The sequence below is a fragment of the Colwellia sp. PAMC 21821 genome (assembly GCF_002077175.1).
Taxonomy (GTDB): domain Bacteria; phylum Pseudomonadota; class Gammaproteobacteria; order Enterobacterales; family Alteromonadaceae; genus Cognaticolwellia.
The window spans coordinates 2,879,469-2,896,480 of the sequence record NZ_CP014943.1 but is presented as its reverse complement, the minus strand read 5'-3'; the positions used below and the strand labels follow the sequence as shown (position 1 = coordinate 2,896,480).

Annotated in this window: 10 protein-coding genes; 5 read left to right on the top strand and 5 right to left on the bottom strand. The window is 37.9% G+C overall.

The features are described 5' to 3' along the window. Positions 1 to 397: 397 nt before the first annotated feature. Positions 398 to 1,207, bottom strand: a complete 810-nt coding sequence (locus A3Q33_RS12320) for an RMD1 family protein (RefSeq protein WP_231295658.1) — start codon at positions 1,205 to 1,207, stop codon at positions 398 to 400. 723 nt (positions 1,208 to 1,930) lie between these two features. Between A3Q33_RS12320 and speA the strand changes: the two genes are divergently transcribed. Beyond that, positions 1,931 to 3,841, top strand: a complete 1,911-nt coding sequence (speA, locus tag A3Q33_RS12315) for a biosynthetic arginine decarboxylase (RefSeq protein WP_081180208.1) — start codon at positions 1,931 to 1,933, stop codon at positions 3,839 to 3,841. Positions 3,842 to 3,852: 11 nt separating this feature from the next. Next, positions 3,853 to 4,779: an agmatinase gene (gene speB, locus A3Q33_RS12310; protein WP_081180207.1), complete on the top strand. Its 927-nt coding sequence runs from the start codon at positions 3,853 to 3,855 to the stop codon at positions 4,777 to 4,779. 57 nt (positions 4,780 to 4,836) lie between these two features. Here speB and A3Q33_RS12305 read toward each other — a convergent pair whose 3' ends face one another. Beyond that, on the bottom strand, positions 4,837 to 5,880 hold the full coding sequence (locus A3Q33_RS12305; protein WP_081180206.1) for an oxidoreductase: 1,044 nt from the start codon (positions 5,878 to 5,880) through the stop codon (positions 4,837 to 4,839). A 136-nt stretch (positions 5,881 to 6,016) separates the two neighbouring features. Next, the gene (htpX, locus tag A3Q33_RS12300) at positions 6,017 to 6,889 is read right to left on the bottom strand and encodes a protease HtpX (protein ID WP_081180205.1); all 873 of its coding nucleotides are present in this window, start codon (positions 6,887 to 6,889) and stop codon (positions 6,017 to 6,019) included. A gap of 304 nt (positions 6,890 to 7,193) precedes the next feature. Here htpX and A3Q33_RS12295 point away from each other — a divergent pair, with 304 nt between their 5' ends. Both A3Q33_RS12295 and A3Q33_RS12290 read left to right on the top strand, forming a co-directional pair. Continuing rightward, positions 7,194 to 9,122: an AsmA family protein gene (locus A3Q33_RS12295; protein WP_081180204.1), complete on the top strand. Its 1,929-nt coding sequence runs from the start codon at positions 7,194 to 7,196 to the stop codon at positions 9,120 to 9,122. Between the two features lie 151 nt (positions 9,123 to 9,273). Further along, positions 9,274 to 10,020 carry a DUF4197 domain-containing protein gene (locus A3Q33_RS12290; protein WP_081180203.1) on the top strand — a complete coding sequence of 249 codons (747 nt, stop codon included), beginning with the start codon at positions 9,274 to 9,276 and terminating at the stop codon, positions 10,018 to 10,020. 215 nt (positions 10,021 to 10,235) lie between these two features. On the opposite strand, the gene A3Q33_RS12285 is transcribed toward A3Q33_RS12290, so the two are convergent. Both A3Q33_RS12285 and A3Q33_RS12280 read right to left on the bottom strand, forming a co-directional pair. Then, positions 10,236 to 12,950: a nitrate reductase gene (locus tag A3Q33_RS12285; protein ID WP_081180202.1), complete on the bottom strand. Its 2,715-nt coding sequence runs from the start codon at positions 12,948 to 12,950 to the stop codon at positions 10,236 to 10,238. A gap of 139 nt (positions 12,951 to 13,089) precedes the next feature. Next, positions 13,090 to 14,493: an NAD(P)/FAD-dependent oxidoreductase gene (locus A3Q33_RS12280; RefSeq protein WP_155866765.1), complete on the bottom strand. Its 1,404-nt coding sequence runs from the start codon at positions 14,491 to 14,493 to the stop codon at positions 13,090 to 13,092. Positions 14,494 to 15,535: 1,042 nt separating this feature from the next. Here A3Q33_RS12280 and A3Q33_RS12275 point away from each other — a divergent pair. Beyond that, positions 15,536 to 17,008: a NarK family nitrate/nitrite MFS transporter gene (locus tag A3Q33_RS12275; protein WP_081180201.1), complete on the top strand. Its 1,473-nt coding sequence runs from the start codon at positions 15,536 to 15,538 to the stop codon at positions 17,006 to 17,008. Positions 17,009 to 17,012 lie beyond the last annotated feature (4 nt).

The window sequence follows — 17,012 nt, the reverse complement described above, 5'->3', positions numbered from 1 at the left end:
CCAGTTCGACTCCGGCAGTCGGCACCATTTATAACGAAGCCTCAACAGCAATGTTGAGGCTTTTTTATTTGCCTAAATAAAACTGACACTGATTGAATCAATAGCTCATATTAGACTAGCAGTTCGACTCTGGCAGTCGGCACCATTCATTCTCTAGCGAGAAGAAACGAAACCTTAACAGCAATGTTAAGGTTTTTTTCGTCTGGATTTTATTGTTTAGGTGCTATCGATAAGTGTTGAGCTAGTGACCAAATTCAGTAGTCGACATAAGCTCAATATGTTTCAACGAACCTGCCCACAGACTTTAAAAATACTTAGTTCCCCTGTTATCAAGCAAAACAAAAAAGAATTATTGGGGTATATTGCTTGATTACACAAAGAGGGAATTCCTGGTAAATTAGGCCATTAAGCTTTTAAACTCTTCGACAAAAAATATAGCAATTTCAATGGCGATCAACACAATAATAATCCATTCTAAAAATGATGAATGTTGATGTTTTTGCTCTTCCGCTAGCACTTCAAATAGTTCATTAATGGTTGAGAGTTTTTTCGACAATAAATCAACACGCTGGTGCACATCCATATAGCGCGCCATACGTTCATAAGCCGCTTCATATTCCGGATATTCCCAAAAAAAGTCAGGAGTGTCTAGTAAGCCATAATGCAAAATAATGTCGCTTTTAGTACTTAATAACGTGCCTCTAATTTTAGCGATTTCTTTCGAGCTAATCGATATTTTACCAAACTTAGCTAACTCTTCTGGAATATGGGCATAGTCTTTTATCGAATTTTGCGCTTGCACCTCATACTCCATAAGTTTGCTCGATTGTGCTAATGCATGACTTATTGCTAAGCGCGTTAAAGGATCATGATCTGGTAAGGTAATAACGTCTTTTTTAATCATTAATTCATCAGCGAATGCAAAACATAAATGCTCTTCAATTTTTTCAAAATGCGTTGTATTGTCTTTTTTAAGGCTATTGATTAATGCTTGGCGCTCAGCTTTATCAACGGCCCAAAACACCACAACTCCGTAGTCAAATATCCAATATTCTCCAGATGGCACAACTATTTGCACAGCATCTCTGTAACGAGTGCCGCCTTCAAAAAAACGCTTGTCGATATTCGAATTTTCTGATGAAAAATCATCACCAAAATTGTAAATAGATAACTTATTATCACTAAATGCGATGTTATTATCTGTCATTAATTGTTCCATGGTTACTCATTTAAATTTCTGTATTATGACTGTATTAATATGTTTTAAGACAAGCTACGCGAGCTTGTATGACTTATTCAATAAATTGCCTTAGTATTATTTTTTACTCTGCTTTCAATTCCTAATTAATTATTAATTTCAACCGTCTTATCCACGTGGTGGTTTTTATATCACTACAAAATACGATTTATAGCATCGTTATTTTGTGTTAACTGTTCATAAACGTTATCTAGTAACAATAAAATTCTAGCCCAAGTAAAAAATCCGCCTGATTTTGCACTTTTATTAACAAAGTACAACATCAATTTTTTAATTAACTTAACAAAAAATATTGAAGAAGTTATTCATGTTTAAAAAGCAAGAGACTAATGGGATCAATGGAATGGGGTCAGGTTCGTCGAAAGCAGTTAAGTTATAGAAATGAAATTATCAATTTCACATTTAATACTAAATAAATGTAAAGGAAGACATTATGGCTCGCTTATCTCGTCTGCCGATTGTCTGTACTTTGCCCAAAATCCATCATGAAAAATAAAAGATAACCTGTAGTTTTCAATGACAGTTTAAATACCAGTGACTAATCAATAATAATTGTCATCAAATAATATTTTTTTTGTTGGACATTAAGGCGCTGTTAAATTCTAATTCGCGCCCCATTACCCACAATAAATTCCCTTTCTGTTATTAAATAAAAAGGCTAAAGGAACACCAATGAATAAAGATAATCTTGATCACGCACGTACACATTACAATGTACGTCATTGGAGTCAGGGCTATTTCGGTATCAACGATACAGGTAACGTATATGTTGCGCCTAAGTTTGATAATCAAAATCACACGGTAGATTTAACTACTATTGCTAAAATGATTGAAGCTAAAGGCTTAACTTTGCCAGCTTTAGTGCGATTTCCGCAAATAATTCATCATCGCATTCACAGTTTATGTGAAGCTTTTAATAATGCGATTGAGGCATATGATTATCAGCAAAAATATTTACTGGTTTACCCTATTAAGGTTAATCAACAGCGCGAAGTTGTGGATGAAATTTTAGCTAGTCAACATAACAAAGAATATACTCAACTAGGTCTTGAAGCTGGTAGTAAAGCTGAGTTACTCGCTGTTTTGGCAATGGCTCAAAAGGTTTCATCTGTTATCGTTTGTAATGGTTACAAAGACCGCGAGTATGTCCGTTTAGCGTTAATCGGCGAAAAATTAGGACATAAAGTTCATATTGTTTTAGAGAAAATGTCTGAACTGGCGATGATTTTAACCGAAGCGAAAAAGTTGAATGTTGAGCCTCGTTTAGGCATACGTGTGCGTTTGGCATCTCAAGGTAAAGGAAAGTGGCAAGCAAGTGGTGGTGAAAAATCAAAGTTTGGTTTATCAGCCTCACAAGTACTTAACGTTGTTAAAGTACTTAAAGAAGAAAACATGCTTGATACATTAAAATTAGTGCATTTTCACTTAGGCTCCCAAATAGCTAATATAAGAGATGTGAGATTGGGCGTTAGTGAAGCCGCGCGTTTTTATTGTGAGCTTCGCCGTCTTGGTGCAGGTATTTCATGCATGGATGTTGGTGGCGGTTTGGCCATAGACTATGACGGTACACGTAGCCAGTCTCATAACTCCATGAACTACAGCCTAGCGGAGTACGCTAATAATATTGTTAATACCATTGGTGATATCTGTAAGAGCTATGATCAACCTATGCCGATGATTATTTCAGAGTCTGGTCGAGCATTAACAGCACATCATGCTGTACTTATTTCTAATGTTATTGGCGCGGAATCTTATCAGCCAGAAAACATAACCGCACCTTTAAGTGATGAGTCTGTGCTTTTAAATAACATGTGGCGTTCGTTAGAGCAGTTAAAAGATCGTCAAGATGACCGCGCTCTTATTGAAATTTATCATGACACTCAAAGTGACTTAGCTGAAGTACATGGCCAATTTTCTATGGGGTTATTAGATTTAACTCAACGCGCTTGGTCAGAGCAAGTTAACTTGCGTATTTGTTATGAATTAAATCAATTGATGGACAGTAAAAATCGTTTTCATCGACCTATAATTGATGATTTAGCTGAAAAACTGGCAGATAAATTTTTTGTGAATTTTTCTTTATTTCAATCTTTACCTGATTCGTGGGGTATAGATCAGGTTTTTCCGATTTTACCGTTGAATAACTTGCATAAATCACATGAAAAAAGAGCCGTATTATTAGACATTACTTGTGATTCAGATGGAATTATTAACCATTACGTTGATGGCCAAGGTATTGAAAGCACATTGCCAGTGCCGGCATGGACCGAAGATGAACCTTATTTAATCGGCTTTTTCTTAGTGGGCGCTTATCAAGAAATTTTAGGCGATATGCATAACTTATTCGGCGATACCCACAGCGCGGTAGTCTTTATAAATGATGATGGTGAAGCAGAAATAACTGAAATTAATGAAGGTGATACGGTTGAAGATATGTTGAATTATGTGCATTTAGATGCAAAACTGTTTCAACAAACTTATGCCGAGCTTATAGCAGCTAGATTACCTAAAGATGAAGGTGAAGTAGTTTATAAAGAGCTAGTTGATGGCCTTAAGGGCTATACCTACCTTGAAGATATTTAAAGGAAGTTATGATGCAAAACATATTCAATCAAGTTGATGATTCTCTTTACTCTAATGCGATGACATTTTTACGTCAACCTTTAGAGAAAAATCCAGTTGAGTCATCAGCAGACATCGTAGTATTAGGTTTGCCTTTTGATATGGCTACAACCGGGCGTTCAGGCGCCCGAATGGGCCCTACAGCGATTAGACAGGCCTCAGTGAATTTAGCGTGGGAAGGCAAGCGATTTCCGTGGCCTTTTAACTTGCTAAAGAACTGTAAAATAATTGATGCTGGAGACTTGGTTTTTTCACCGGGCGATGCTGCACACTTTTGTCAACAGGTTGAAACAGCGGTTGGCCAATTACTTTCGTCAGGTAAAACCGTTTTATCTTTGGGTGGTGATCATTTTGTTACCTTGCCGATACTGCGAGCGCATGCGAAAAAATTCGGCACAATGGCATTGATTCACTTCGATGCGCATACCGATACATACCATGACGGCAGTTGTTATGACCACGGCACAATGTTTTATCATGCGCCGAAAGAAAACCTGATTGATAGAGATAAGTCTGTTCAAGTGGGAATTCGGACGAATTACCAAGAAAAAGATCATGGTTTTTCTGTAATCAACGCCATGCAAGCCAATGATATGAGTGTTGATGAGATATGTACTTTAATTAAAAATAGAGTCGGTGATATGCCGGTTTACTTAACATTTGATATTGATTGCTTAGACCCTGCCTTTGCGCCGGGGACAGGTACTCCGGTATGTGGCGGTTTATCTACAGATAAGGTACTAAAGATTTTACGCGCTTTAGCTGGCATTAATATCGTTGGTATGGATGTAGTTGAAGTAGCCCCGGCGTACGACAATAGTGAAGTTACCGCCCTAGCAGCTGCAACTATTGCTTTAGAACTAGCCCACCTTTGGACTGTCAAACATAAGCTAACCTAAACTACGCAAATATCCACCTTAGTGTTCGTAAGTTATCGAAAATAACTTACGAACTTGCTACTTATTCCACGGTAGTGAAAGTGTTTTCCCTTGATCGCTACTCAATTGCGCTAATTCAATTAATTTAATCACTTGCATCGCTTCAGTGGCGCTTACTAACGAGTCATCTGTCAAACTCCTGTTATTAATCGCGTTAGCAATACTATGATAATAAGCTTGATAACAACCGCGCTCAGTTGGAACTATCTCACTATGATCGCCAAGGTATAAAGTGCCATCATTTATTTCGTCATCATATGCAAATTCATCAGCATTAACACTCATACCGTCATTAAGTTGTTGCTCTTGGGGATCAAGTCCAAACTTAATAAAACTCCCCAAAGTACCCTCCAGTTGAAAACGTTTAATAGGGCCGGCCATAAATGGGCTAGAACTTAATTTAATTTCCACGTTTGCGTAATGTAATTGAATATCAAAATAATCTGTCGTCTTAGCTGTTTCACGTAATGCTAAGCAACGTGCTGTGATAGCGGTAGGTAAGCCAAATAATGTTAATGCTTGATCAATAAGGTGTGAGCCTAAATCAAATAATATACCTGTGCCCTCACCCGCTTGCTCTTTCCATTTAGTTCTCACTTGAGGACGGAAACGGTCAAAACAAGACTGAAAAACTTTAAGCTCTCCTAAACGATTACTTGCTAGCAACTTTTTAACCGTTAAAAAGTCACCATCCCACCTGCGATTATGATAAACCGATAATAAACAGTTATTTTTATTAGCGAGTACGATTAATTCTTCTGCTTGAATAGATGAGGTCACCATCGGCTTTTCAATAACAACATGTAAGCCATTTTCTAAGCAACTTTTGGCTATCTTGTAATGCACATCATTTGGCGCGGTTATAACAACTAAGTTAACCAATCCACTGTGAATTAAGTCATCAGGGCTATCGAAAATACGCACCTTTTTATACTTTGCTTGAACCGTTTCTTTTTGGCGAGTACTTATCGCGGTAAAAGTAAAATTATCATTTGATTCAATAAAAGGTAAATGAAAGATATTGGCTGACATGCCATACCCAATAACGCCAACGTTGATCATTAAAAATCCAAAATTTAAACTGTAAACTATAAAAAAGAGTATCTGCGAGGTCAGCATTTATAAGATAAGTGCCCTGCATTCGGGCAGTAACTAATTAGATAGAATACCTACCCTGCCCACGCAGATTTTAAATCGGTTACATTGCTTTCAACGCTTTTATACGATCATCTAATGGCGGATGCGTAGCAAAAAGTTGACTAAAAGATGATTTGGTATTTATACCAAACGCCATCATAGAACCTTCTAAATGGCTCTCTTGGCTGCGTTTAAGTCGCTCCAATGCGCCAATCATTGCCGCAGTACCAGCTAACTTAGCGCCACCAATATCTGCACGGAATTCTCTTTTTCTAGAAAACCAAGCTACAATCGTGCTGGCAAGCACACCCAAGAGCATTTCTAAAACAAACACTATGCCGAAATATGCAAAACCACCTAACCCAGCGCCATTTGAATTGTTACTTCGGGTGGCGTTATCAATAAGCCCTGCAATTACGCGAGCTAAGAAAATAACAAACGTATTCACTACACCTTGTACTAAGGTTAACGTTACCATGTCACCATTAGCCACATGGCTAATTTCGTGACCTATAACCGCTTCCGCTTCTTCTTGCGTCATATGGGCTAGCAAACCAGTGCTAACTGCCACTAAGGCATTGTTTTTATTGGCACCGGTTGCAAAAGCGTTCATGTCGGGTGATTCAAAGATCGCCACTTCAGGCATGCCAATTTTAGCTTGTTGGGCATAACGTTTAACGGTTTCAAGTAACCACGTTTCAGTGTTGTTTTTCGGCTGTTCAATAACATAAGCCCCCACTGAGCGCTTCGCCATCCACTTCGACATAAGCAATGAAATAAAAGAGCCACCGAAACCAAAAACACTCGCCATAACAAGTAAGCCGCCCATGCCTTGGCGATCAATGCCAAATACTGACATTAAAATACTCATGGTAATACTTAGCACAACCATAATGGCTAAGTTAGTTAATAAAAATAATACAATACGCTGCATAATAAACTCCAAGTAAGTGAACGCAACTACGACATAATATGTCTAATTGGCATTTAATCAATACTTTTTTTGTTTTTATTTGTATACATTTTTGGCTTAATATTTATCTACATCACGACACAAAAAAACTGTGATTTCAACGCGTTTTCAATCGTCGAAAAAAAACATGCTTGGCTTCATTAATAACAATATATTTAAATACTCAGGTAAAATAATATTCGACAGAGTATTTTTTGCCAATTCAATGAATTTAATCTACTTATTTACTATAGTAGACATTAACTTCCGTTAATTAAGAGCCATTATGAAATTATTCTTAAAATCCTTCGCTGTAATTATTTTTATCATTGTTTTATTGATAGTGGTTGCGACGCAATTAATATCAACTGAGGATATATTTAACCAAGTCAGCACTAAAGTAGAACAATCGACAGGTCGAACGTTAACGGTTGCTGGTGAACAGAGTTTAAGTGTATTTCCTTCATTATCTTTGGTGCTAAACGATGTGCACTTTTCCAATGTAAAAGGCGGCTCTAAACCTGATATGGCAAGTATTAGTGAATTAATGATCCATATCCCTTGGCTTTCAGTTTTTTCTGGTGAGTTGACCATTGAAAAGTTCGTTATCAATAATCCCGACATACTGCTAGAAAAAAGTATTGATGGTACGGTGAACTGGCAGTTCTCAACTTTGTCTGGCGCAGAAAGCAGCACGGAAAAATCACCCGCTGATGATAAATCAATTAATTTACCTGATGCTTTTGATATTAGTCTGGGTCAAGTAGAAATTAATGGTGGTAAGCTCACTTTTATCGATCACCAAAGTAAAGAAACTAAAGTCATTGATCAGCTCAATTTAGCGGTAAAACTGCCCTCGCTACGCGAACCCCTTAATCTCTCTGGTAGTGTTAGATATATGACACAAGTACTTGAACTTGAATCAAGTATTACCACACCTGCAAAGGCTATCAATAATCAGCCCTTTTCAGTCGAATTAGACTTAACATCTGCCTTAGTAAAATTAAATTATAAAGGTGAAGTGGTACAACAAGGCAAAGAGCTAAGTGGTAAATTATCGGTTTCAGGAGATTCTGTTAAGCAGTTATTAAACTGGCAGAACATTCCATTGACCGCTAAAGATGAAGCTTTTAATAAATTCTCATTTAGTACCAATATGGGCTTTGCTAACAATAAACTCACGCTTAATGCGTTAATGGTTAATTTAGACGCGTTAGCATTTAAAGGTTCAACAACCATTACCTTGTCAACGCCGCTCAAACTTGCCAGCAATATCGATTTGGGCATACTTGACCTTAACCCTTATTTACCTGAGCCAACCACAGAAGCAACACCAGCAGATGATACGGCTAGTCAGCCCATTGTTTGGGATGATACTGCGCTTGATTTATCCGCTTTGGCGTCATTAAATGCCGATATTACAATTAAGTCGAGTCAGTTATTTGTCCGCGATATTAAATTGGGTAAGAATGAGATAGCCGTTGTATTAAACAATAGCGTTGCGAATGTGCAATTGAAAAGCTTTCAAGGTTATGAAGGCAATGGCAGTGGCGCGATTAAGGTTAATGCCAATAAAAAACCTTATCAAATCACGACTAAATTTGATTTAGCGAATATTAATGCCGAGCCGCTACTTAACGATGCGGTTGGCTTTGACAAATTATTGGGTAAAGGCCAATTAGCGTGGGATCTCTCAACCAAAGGCATTAGCCAACGTGATTTTATTCAGCAACTCAATGGCCATCTCGACATTAGCTTTATTGATGGCGCTGTTAAAGGCGTTAATTTAGCTGCAATTGCCAAGAGCGCCAGCAGTATTATGCAAGGTAACTTATCTGCGGTCAGTTTGGACAGTGACTTTAGCAACGCTGATAAAACAGATTTTGCGGCCTTAACAGGTAAATTTACGCTAACTAACGGCGTCGCTAATACAGATAATTTGTCTTTGAATAATCCTTTTATCAGAATATCAGGCACCGGTGTTATAGACTTGCCTGAAACCAAAGTTAATCTGCAGGTTAAATCAAAAATAGTGGCGTCAACTCAAGGGCAAGCGGCAGAAAGTACTGACGCTGGCGTTGTGATCCCGATAAAAATTACCGGGCCATTTCATAACATTAAAATACGCCCCGATGTTAGTTCAGGAGCCAAAGATAAAGTAAAAGACAAAGTTAAAGATAAGCTCAAAGACAAACTAAAAGGACTTTTTGGCTAAACAGCCAACTTGTCAGAAACGAATCATCAATAACTTAATTTTTGCTACCGCTAATATCTTTATTTTTGGTGCTAATACTCAAACCGCACAATTACTAAAATTAAGTTATTGATTTAATTTGATGTTTACGAATTAATTTGGAAATAAAATTATGCTAAACACTAAAAAAAGCATTAAATACTCTGTTATCGCCCTGTGTTCAATCTTGCTCATTGCACCCGCTATTGCTCAAGATAGCTGGTGGGAAAAGGCGAAAAAGTTACTCTCAGGCGAGGATAATGTTTCACAGCTAGTGCTAAGTGATGAGCAAATAGCTAAAGCACTAAAACAAGCACTGTCTGTTGGTTCAGAATCAGTGATAAAAACCTTACAACAAAGTGGTGCTTTTGCCGACAACCCTAATTTGCATATTGATTTACCACCAGCATTGGCCAGCGCCGGGAAAATATTAGATAAAATAGGCATGGGACAATGGACCGATGAGCTTGAAGCTAAGTTGAACGAGGCTGCAGAACAAGCAATCCCAGCCGCGGGCCCTATTATATCAAGCGCGATAAACAACTTAACAATGGTCGACATTCAGACGATTTATAACGGTGAGAACGATGCGGCAACGCAATATTTTAAAGCGCAAATGTCGGGGCCAATCGCACAAGCCATGGATCCAATTATAAAACAAAGCTTAGCTGATGTCGGCGCATTAACCTTATACGATAAAATAATATCAAAATATCAATCGCTGCCATTTGTTCCAGATATAAGTAGTGATTTAATTGAGTTAGTTAAAACCCAAGCTTTGTCAGGCATATTTGAATATTTAGCCAAAGAAGAAGCCGCTATACGCGAGAATCCAGAAAAACGAACTACTGAGCTACTCAAGAAAGTATTTTCTAAATAACAGCGTTAAGGTAAGTATGTGTGGGTATTTAAGTGTCAGCAATAAATTAAAATAAACAACTTGGGCAATTATCCTAAAATTGACGAATGAGGAGGAATTAAGTAAGTTTTTATTTTTATTTTGCCGTCGAGCTGTCATTTTGAAAATCAAGATAACAGCTGATAAATAACTTACTTATTATTCTGAATCGCTTATTTACAATTGATTGATATTTTTTAAGTAAAAAATGTTTTCAATTCAGGAATGCATGAACCACAGTTGGTACCACATTTCAATTTTTCACCTAAGCTTGTTACCGATTTACATTGCTGTGATGCAATGGCTTCTTTTATGGTGTTTTCACCCACTTGAAAACAAGAACAAATCATGTCGCCTACATCGCCTTTGCCATCACTATCAATACCCGACATTAACGTAAAGCGAGTTTTTATTGGCAGTGTTTTATTTAATTGCCCTTCAATATATCGACTATTAAATTTCAAGCTTAAATCAGTGCTGGCAGCAAAGAAACAATGCAACTTGTTATCAATAAATCCAGCAATACGTAATACATTTTGTTGAGCATCTTTTAATACTATCCAATCATCAATTTGTGGATATATATTGGCTAAAATAGTTTCATCATCGCCTAATTCTTGCTTATCAGATAATAGATATTTATGGCCTTGTTCAAGCTGAATTTTGCTCCAGTAACTGGTTGGACAATTTACCGTTTGTGAAGAAATTAAGTAGCCTGACCATACCGCATTAAACGGCTTGATGTTAACCGGGCTGTGTTTAAGCTCGGGCTGCCCACACAGTTCATCTGTAATCGGGTTCACCAGAGCTGAAACACGAGCAGAAGCTGAAAAATTATCGTTCCAATGGATAGGTACAAAAATTTCGCCGGTGCGTTGTTCGTTAGTTATGTTCACTCGGCCAATATAGTCAGCGCTCAAATTTGAAAGTACAGCGAGTTGTTTGTCAGCTAATTGAAAACGTTGGGCGTCATCAGGATTTACGGCAATATATGGCTCGTCAGAATGAGTCATTAACTTAGCGACACGGCCCGTTCTCGACATCGTATGCCATTGATCACGAATTCGGCCCGAGTTCATTACCACTTGGGTTTTATCAGGTAATATTTTTGGTAACTGTGCAATAATCGGAATAAAATTCGCTTTTTGGTTTTTGGTAGCAAAAACACCATCAGTGAATATACGCTTTAATCCGTTTGGATTCGCCGTATTAATTGGCCATTTAGTGGGTATAAAATTTTCGTAATCTGTTTGTGAAATATTGGCTAAGGCTGAAATATCAAATATACGATAAATATCATTTTTAGCTCTTTTTTCAGCAAAAGGATGACTGTTTTCAAAGCCTGACAATGTCGCATGCTCTCTAAATATGTCAACAGCGTGCTGATAATTAAAAGCATCTTTGAAACCTAACTTGTGTGCAACATCTGTAATTATTTGCCAATCATTTTTTGCTTCACCAGGAGCTTTTATCATACTTTGATGCACAGATATTGTTCTATCTGAATTAGTGACAGAACCTTGCTTTTCACCCCATGTACTTGCGGGTAAAACGACATCAGCATAATTTATCGTATCGGTATTTTCATAACATTCACTCACCACAACCATTGGGCATTTTTCTAATGCTCGCTTTACGAGGTTAGCATTTGGCATACTTACCACAGGGTTTGTCGCCATGATCCAAATAGCTTTAATTTTTCCTGAGTCAACCGCATCAAATAGTTCAACCGCTTTTAAGCCTTGCTTAGTAGCAATACTGGGTGCTTGCCAAAAACGTTTAACTAAGTCTATTTCATTTGCGTTTTCAAAGTGTAAATGCGCAGCAAGTTGTGTTGATAACCCCCCCACTTCGCGGCCACCCATGGCATTCGGTTGGCCAGTAATTGAAAAGGCACCTGCGCCCTCTCGTCCTATTTTTCCGGTCGCTAAATGACAGTTAATAATCGCGTTAGCTTTATCCACACCGCTTGATGATTGATTGATACCTTGCGAGAAAAAAGTCACCACTTTGTCCGTTTCAGCAAAAATTTGATAGCTCTCAAGCAATAATGAGAGTTCAATATCACAAGCGATTGCAACGTCTGAAATGTCAGAAAACTGGCTTTGTGCCGTTTCTAATGCTTGTTCGAAGCCATGGCAATGTTTTGCGATGTAAGCTTTATCTAATTTGCCTTGTTCGGCTAAATAGATTAATAAGCCGTTATAAAAATAGGCATCGCTGCCGGGCTTTATCGCTAAATGTAAATCAGCATCTTTCGCTGACGCGGTTCTGCGAGGGTCAATCACTACTATTTTACGGGCGGGGTTTTCTTCTCGCGCTTTAATCATGCGTTGATAAACAATAGGATGTGCGTACGCTGGGTTAGCGCCAATAATAAAAATAGCTTCGGCTGAGCTTAAATCATCGTAACAGCCTGCAACCACATCTTCGCCAAAGGCACGCTTGTGTGCTGCAGTTGCCGACGCCATACATAAGCGAGAGTTAGTATCGACGTTGCCTGAGCCAATAAAGCCTTTCATTAACTTATTGGCGACATAATAATCTTCAGTAAGTAGCTGCCCTGATAAATAAAAGGCGACGGAGTCAGGGCCATATTGCGCTATTGTTTCTTGAAAGTGGCCAGCAATCGTTGATGTTGCTTCATCCCAACTTACGTTCTTCCCCTTAACTCGCGGGTGTAATATTCGATTTTGCAAACCTTGTGTTTCATGTAGCGAAGACCCTTTTACGCATAAACGTCCTAAGTTAGCGGGGTGTTCTGCATTACCTTTTACCGCAATAACTTTATTGTTTTCGACCGTTGCTTCAATACCGCAGCCAACGCCACAATATGGACAATTGGTTTTACTGATTGTTTGACCTGTTTTGGTAGCTGGAGATTGTTTATCGGTAAAAATAATGTCGTTCATGAAATTCTCAAAGGTTAACTATCGTTAGCTAATATTAACTTTCATTAGGAAAGTACTGGTTGATAAAAGTTTTTAATAAAGCTATTTATTTAATGAAAAAAGTCGAGTGTAGCCATTTTCAAGTTGAACAAAGACAACGCTAAGCAATACTGACTTTTTGCTCATCTTCTATGGTTGTTATAAATTCATCGCCCATGAGTAGCTCTGGCATCATCGTATTAACGATTACTTCTTGCTGCATTAAATCGAAGTAAGCCATACCTGAGCTCACATCACCAAATAAAACAATACCGCTTATTTTGCCGTTTTTAACCATGATCTTACGGTAAATAAGTGCTTTGTTATCCAACAAGGTAAAACATTGGCTACCTTCTGATACTTCAACATCGCCAGCTGAAAATAGCTGTACGCCTGAAACTTTCAATTTAGTGGGTACGGGCGCGTTTTGAAATGGCTTTTGGACGTTGTTACATAAACGTTCAGCCAGCGAAATACATTGTGCCCAAATAGGGTCAACTAAACCAAAAGTGGCTTGTTTATGTTCACAACACTCGCCTAAAGCGCTAATTGCGGCGTCACTCGTTTGCATATAATCGTTAACTAAAATGGCACGGTTAAAGTCAATATTAGCGGTTTCGGCTAACTCTTTGTTGGGTGTAATGCCTGTTGCGATAACGGCCATTTGTGCGCTGATAAACTCACCGCTGGTTAACGTAACACCTGATAGGATTTCTGAGCTATTCTCTGAGTTAACTTCTAAGCTTTCTTCTAAGCTTTCTTTTGAGTGACCTTCTGATTTTATTTCGGCGTTAGGCTCAATTATGCTTTCAAAAGCAGCCACTTCATGGCCTAAAGCAAACTTTATATTTTTTTGAGCCATGATACTTTGCAACATATTGGCTGATATTTTATCGAGCTGACGGTTAAGTAACCATTTGTTGCGGTGAACTAAGGTAACTTCTACACCACTAATGGCTAAACCATATGCGGCTTCTAGCCCGAGTAAACCACCACCAATCACAATGGCTTGTTTTGCGCTTGAACCGGCTTGTTGAGCAAAGGCTTGAATTTTTTCTGTGTCTGCAATATCGCGAAAATTGAATATACCTGCAATATTTTGATTTTTAGCGGGTATTTTAGCGGTACGTGAACCCGTAGCAATGATGAGTTCGTCGTAATGAACCTGCACTTCTGAGGCTAATTTCACGAGCTTAATTTCTTTGTCTATATAAGTAACTTCGCTACCACTTAAGAAGTTAATATTGTGCTGTTTATACCATGCAGGTGGTTTTTGCATAATGCTATCGATAGTGGCATCCCCCGCTAAAACGGCAGATAACATAATGCGATTGTAACTACCAAAGTGTTCTTTACCGATCACGGTAATTTGATATTTATTGGGTGAGCGCTTAATTATTTCATCTAATAGCCGACCAGTTGCCATGCCGTTACCAATGATCACCAACGAGGGCTTGATCTGAGTAATCGATTCACAATGCTGATTTCTTTGCATATCTGCTGTTGGGCTTTCGGTATTGGCCATTGTACTGCTCACATAGTTGAGAGTTATGTTATTTGCGAATGTGGAAATGTTATCCACATAGCTACTTAACTTTATCTATACAGCTAAATGCAGGTAATGTGCCATGTACTTTTGGGTAATATATTTACTTTTACTTCCTTGTATTAAAAGAAATTAATGTAAATACACAATGAAATTAATGATGAATAACATTGGTATTAGATAAATTTATGCACTGTTCTGGTGCTTGGCTGCAGTGTTATATACATAAGAGGTGCTTGTTTCATGATGCTTTCATTTACTACTGGGCATTTCAGCCTTGAGTGTTTTCCAAATTCCAAATCAGACAAATTAAACAAAGATTCGAAACACCTATGACCTGTTGTATTAAGTAAGCTAAGTATTATAAATGAGCATAAATACTCAATAACTTATGTTTACGGTTCCTGACTAAATATAAATCCCTATATCGACGTAAAAGGTTTATACCAAGTTGATGAATCAAATTGGTATTACTAATGCTACAGGGGCATATTTTTTAAAAGGATGCTGTTATTAACGTAATGCAGGAGAAATATCAAAAATGGCTAGGAGCCGCCCATAGATAGCGAAAATATTGGATGTTTGATCATCTTAGAAACATCGATGGTTGGATGCACTAATACCCTTCTTCCCTCTCATCCCTAATTTGTTTATTTCATCCTGCCTATAGCGAACTGTATTGCATTTATCCGTTACGACTAACTTTTGCTTAGGTGAGGCTTTTTTAAATAATGCTATGACTATTTATTTTTTTTATGCACTCAATGTGTGCGTAATCGTTATTCTATTGTGCATAAATAAACATTCCGCAGTTATTTTCTCGCATAAAAAAAACACTAAAACCAATATAATCATAAAGATAGATAATGACCATACGAATGGCATTACATTTGCAACTCACTGTTCAATAAACTTATTTCTACGACTAATTTAATAGAAAACTCATTATTTATTATTAACAGACAAAAAAAATGTCATCCGTTAATAAAAAAACAAACATTTAATTTTTAGGAGTTGTCGCATGAGCGGTCAAGATAGTCTCAATATATTTTCTTTCAAAGGTAAGATGAAAACCTTACATATGAGTTGGATAGCGTTTTTTATTACTTTTGCTGTTTGGTTTAACTTTGCACCTTTAGTGTCAGTAATTGCTGACTCATTAGGGTTAACAAATGCTGAAATAAAAACATTAATGCTATTAAATGTAGCGTTAACCATTCCGGCGCGTGTTGTCATTGGTATGCTTACCGATAAATACGGCCCTCGCTTAACCTTCGCGGTATTACTTGCCGTATGTAGTATCCCTTGTTTTATGTTTGCTTTTGCCACTACCTTTGAACAATCGGCATTATCTCGCTTCTTAATAGGCTTTATCGGTGCGGGTTTTGTTATCGGTATTCGTATGGTATCTGAATGGTTCCCTGCTAACGAATTAGGCACGGCTGAAGGTATTTATGGTGGCTGGGGTAACTTTGGTTCGGCTGCTGCTGCCATGACCTTACCAACGCTTGCATTAGCATTTGGTGGTGAAGACGGCTGGAGATACGCGGTTGCCTTTACCGGTGCATTAAGCTTAATTTTCAGTGTTATCTGGTATAAAAACGTAACAGATACCCCTAAAGGTTCAACCTACTTCAAGCCTAAACAAACAGGTGCAATGGAAGTTACTTCAACAGGTGACTTCTTTCTGTTACTAATTATGAAGCTGCCAATGTACGGTGCTTTAGCTTTACTTACCTGGAAATTATCACCTGCTGGCGTAAGCTTATTATCAGCACAAAGTGCCATCATTGCTTATCTAAGTTTAGTGGTTTTATTTGCTATTGAAGTAAGGCAAACCATTAAAGTAAACGGTCATTTATTTTCAAAGCCAGTAGAAGAAATTCACCGTTATAAATTCAGACAAGTGGCCGTATTAAACATTCTTTACTTTGCGACTTTTGGTTCAGAATTAGCCGTGGTTTCAATGTTACCGTTATTTTTCGCTGAAACCTTCGAATTAAGCATGGTTTACGCAGCGATGTTAGCCTCAACGTATGCCTTTATGAACTTAATGTCTCGTCCGGGTGGCGGTTGGTTATCAGACAAATATGGTCGTAAGAAAACCTTATTAATTTTAACTGCAGGTTTAGCTGTTGGTTATTTCGCCATGTCTGAAATCACCGGTGAATGGCCTTTAGCATTAGCGGTTGTAACGGCAATGGCTTGTTCATTCTTCGTGCAAGCAGGTGAAGGTGCCGTATTTGCGGCTGTGCCTCTCATTAAACGTCGTTTAACGGGTCAAATTGCTGGTATGACTGGTGCTTACGGTAACGTCGGCGCTGTAGTTTACTTAACCGTATTAACCATGGTTGATTATTCAACCTTCTTTATGGTGATAGCAGGTACTGCTGTGATAGGCTTTACTACATTACTATTTATGCAAGAGCCAAAAGGTACTATTACCGAAGTACGTGAAGATGGCACTGTAGAATTAATTAATGTAGGTCATTAGTAAA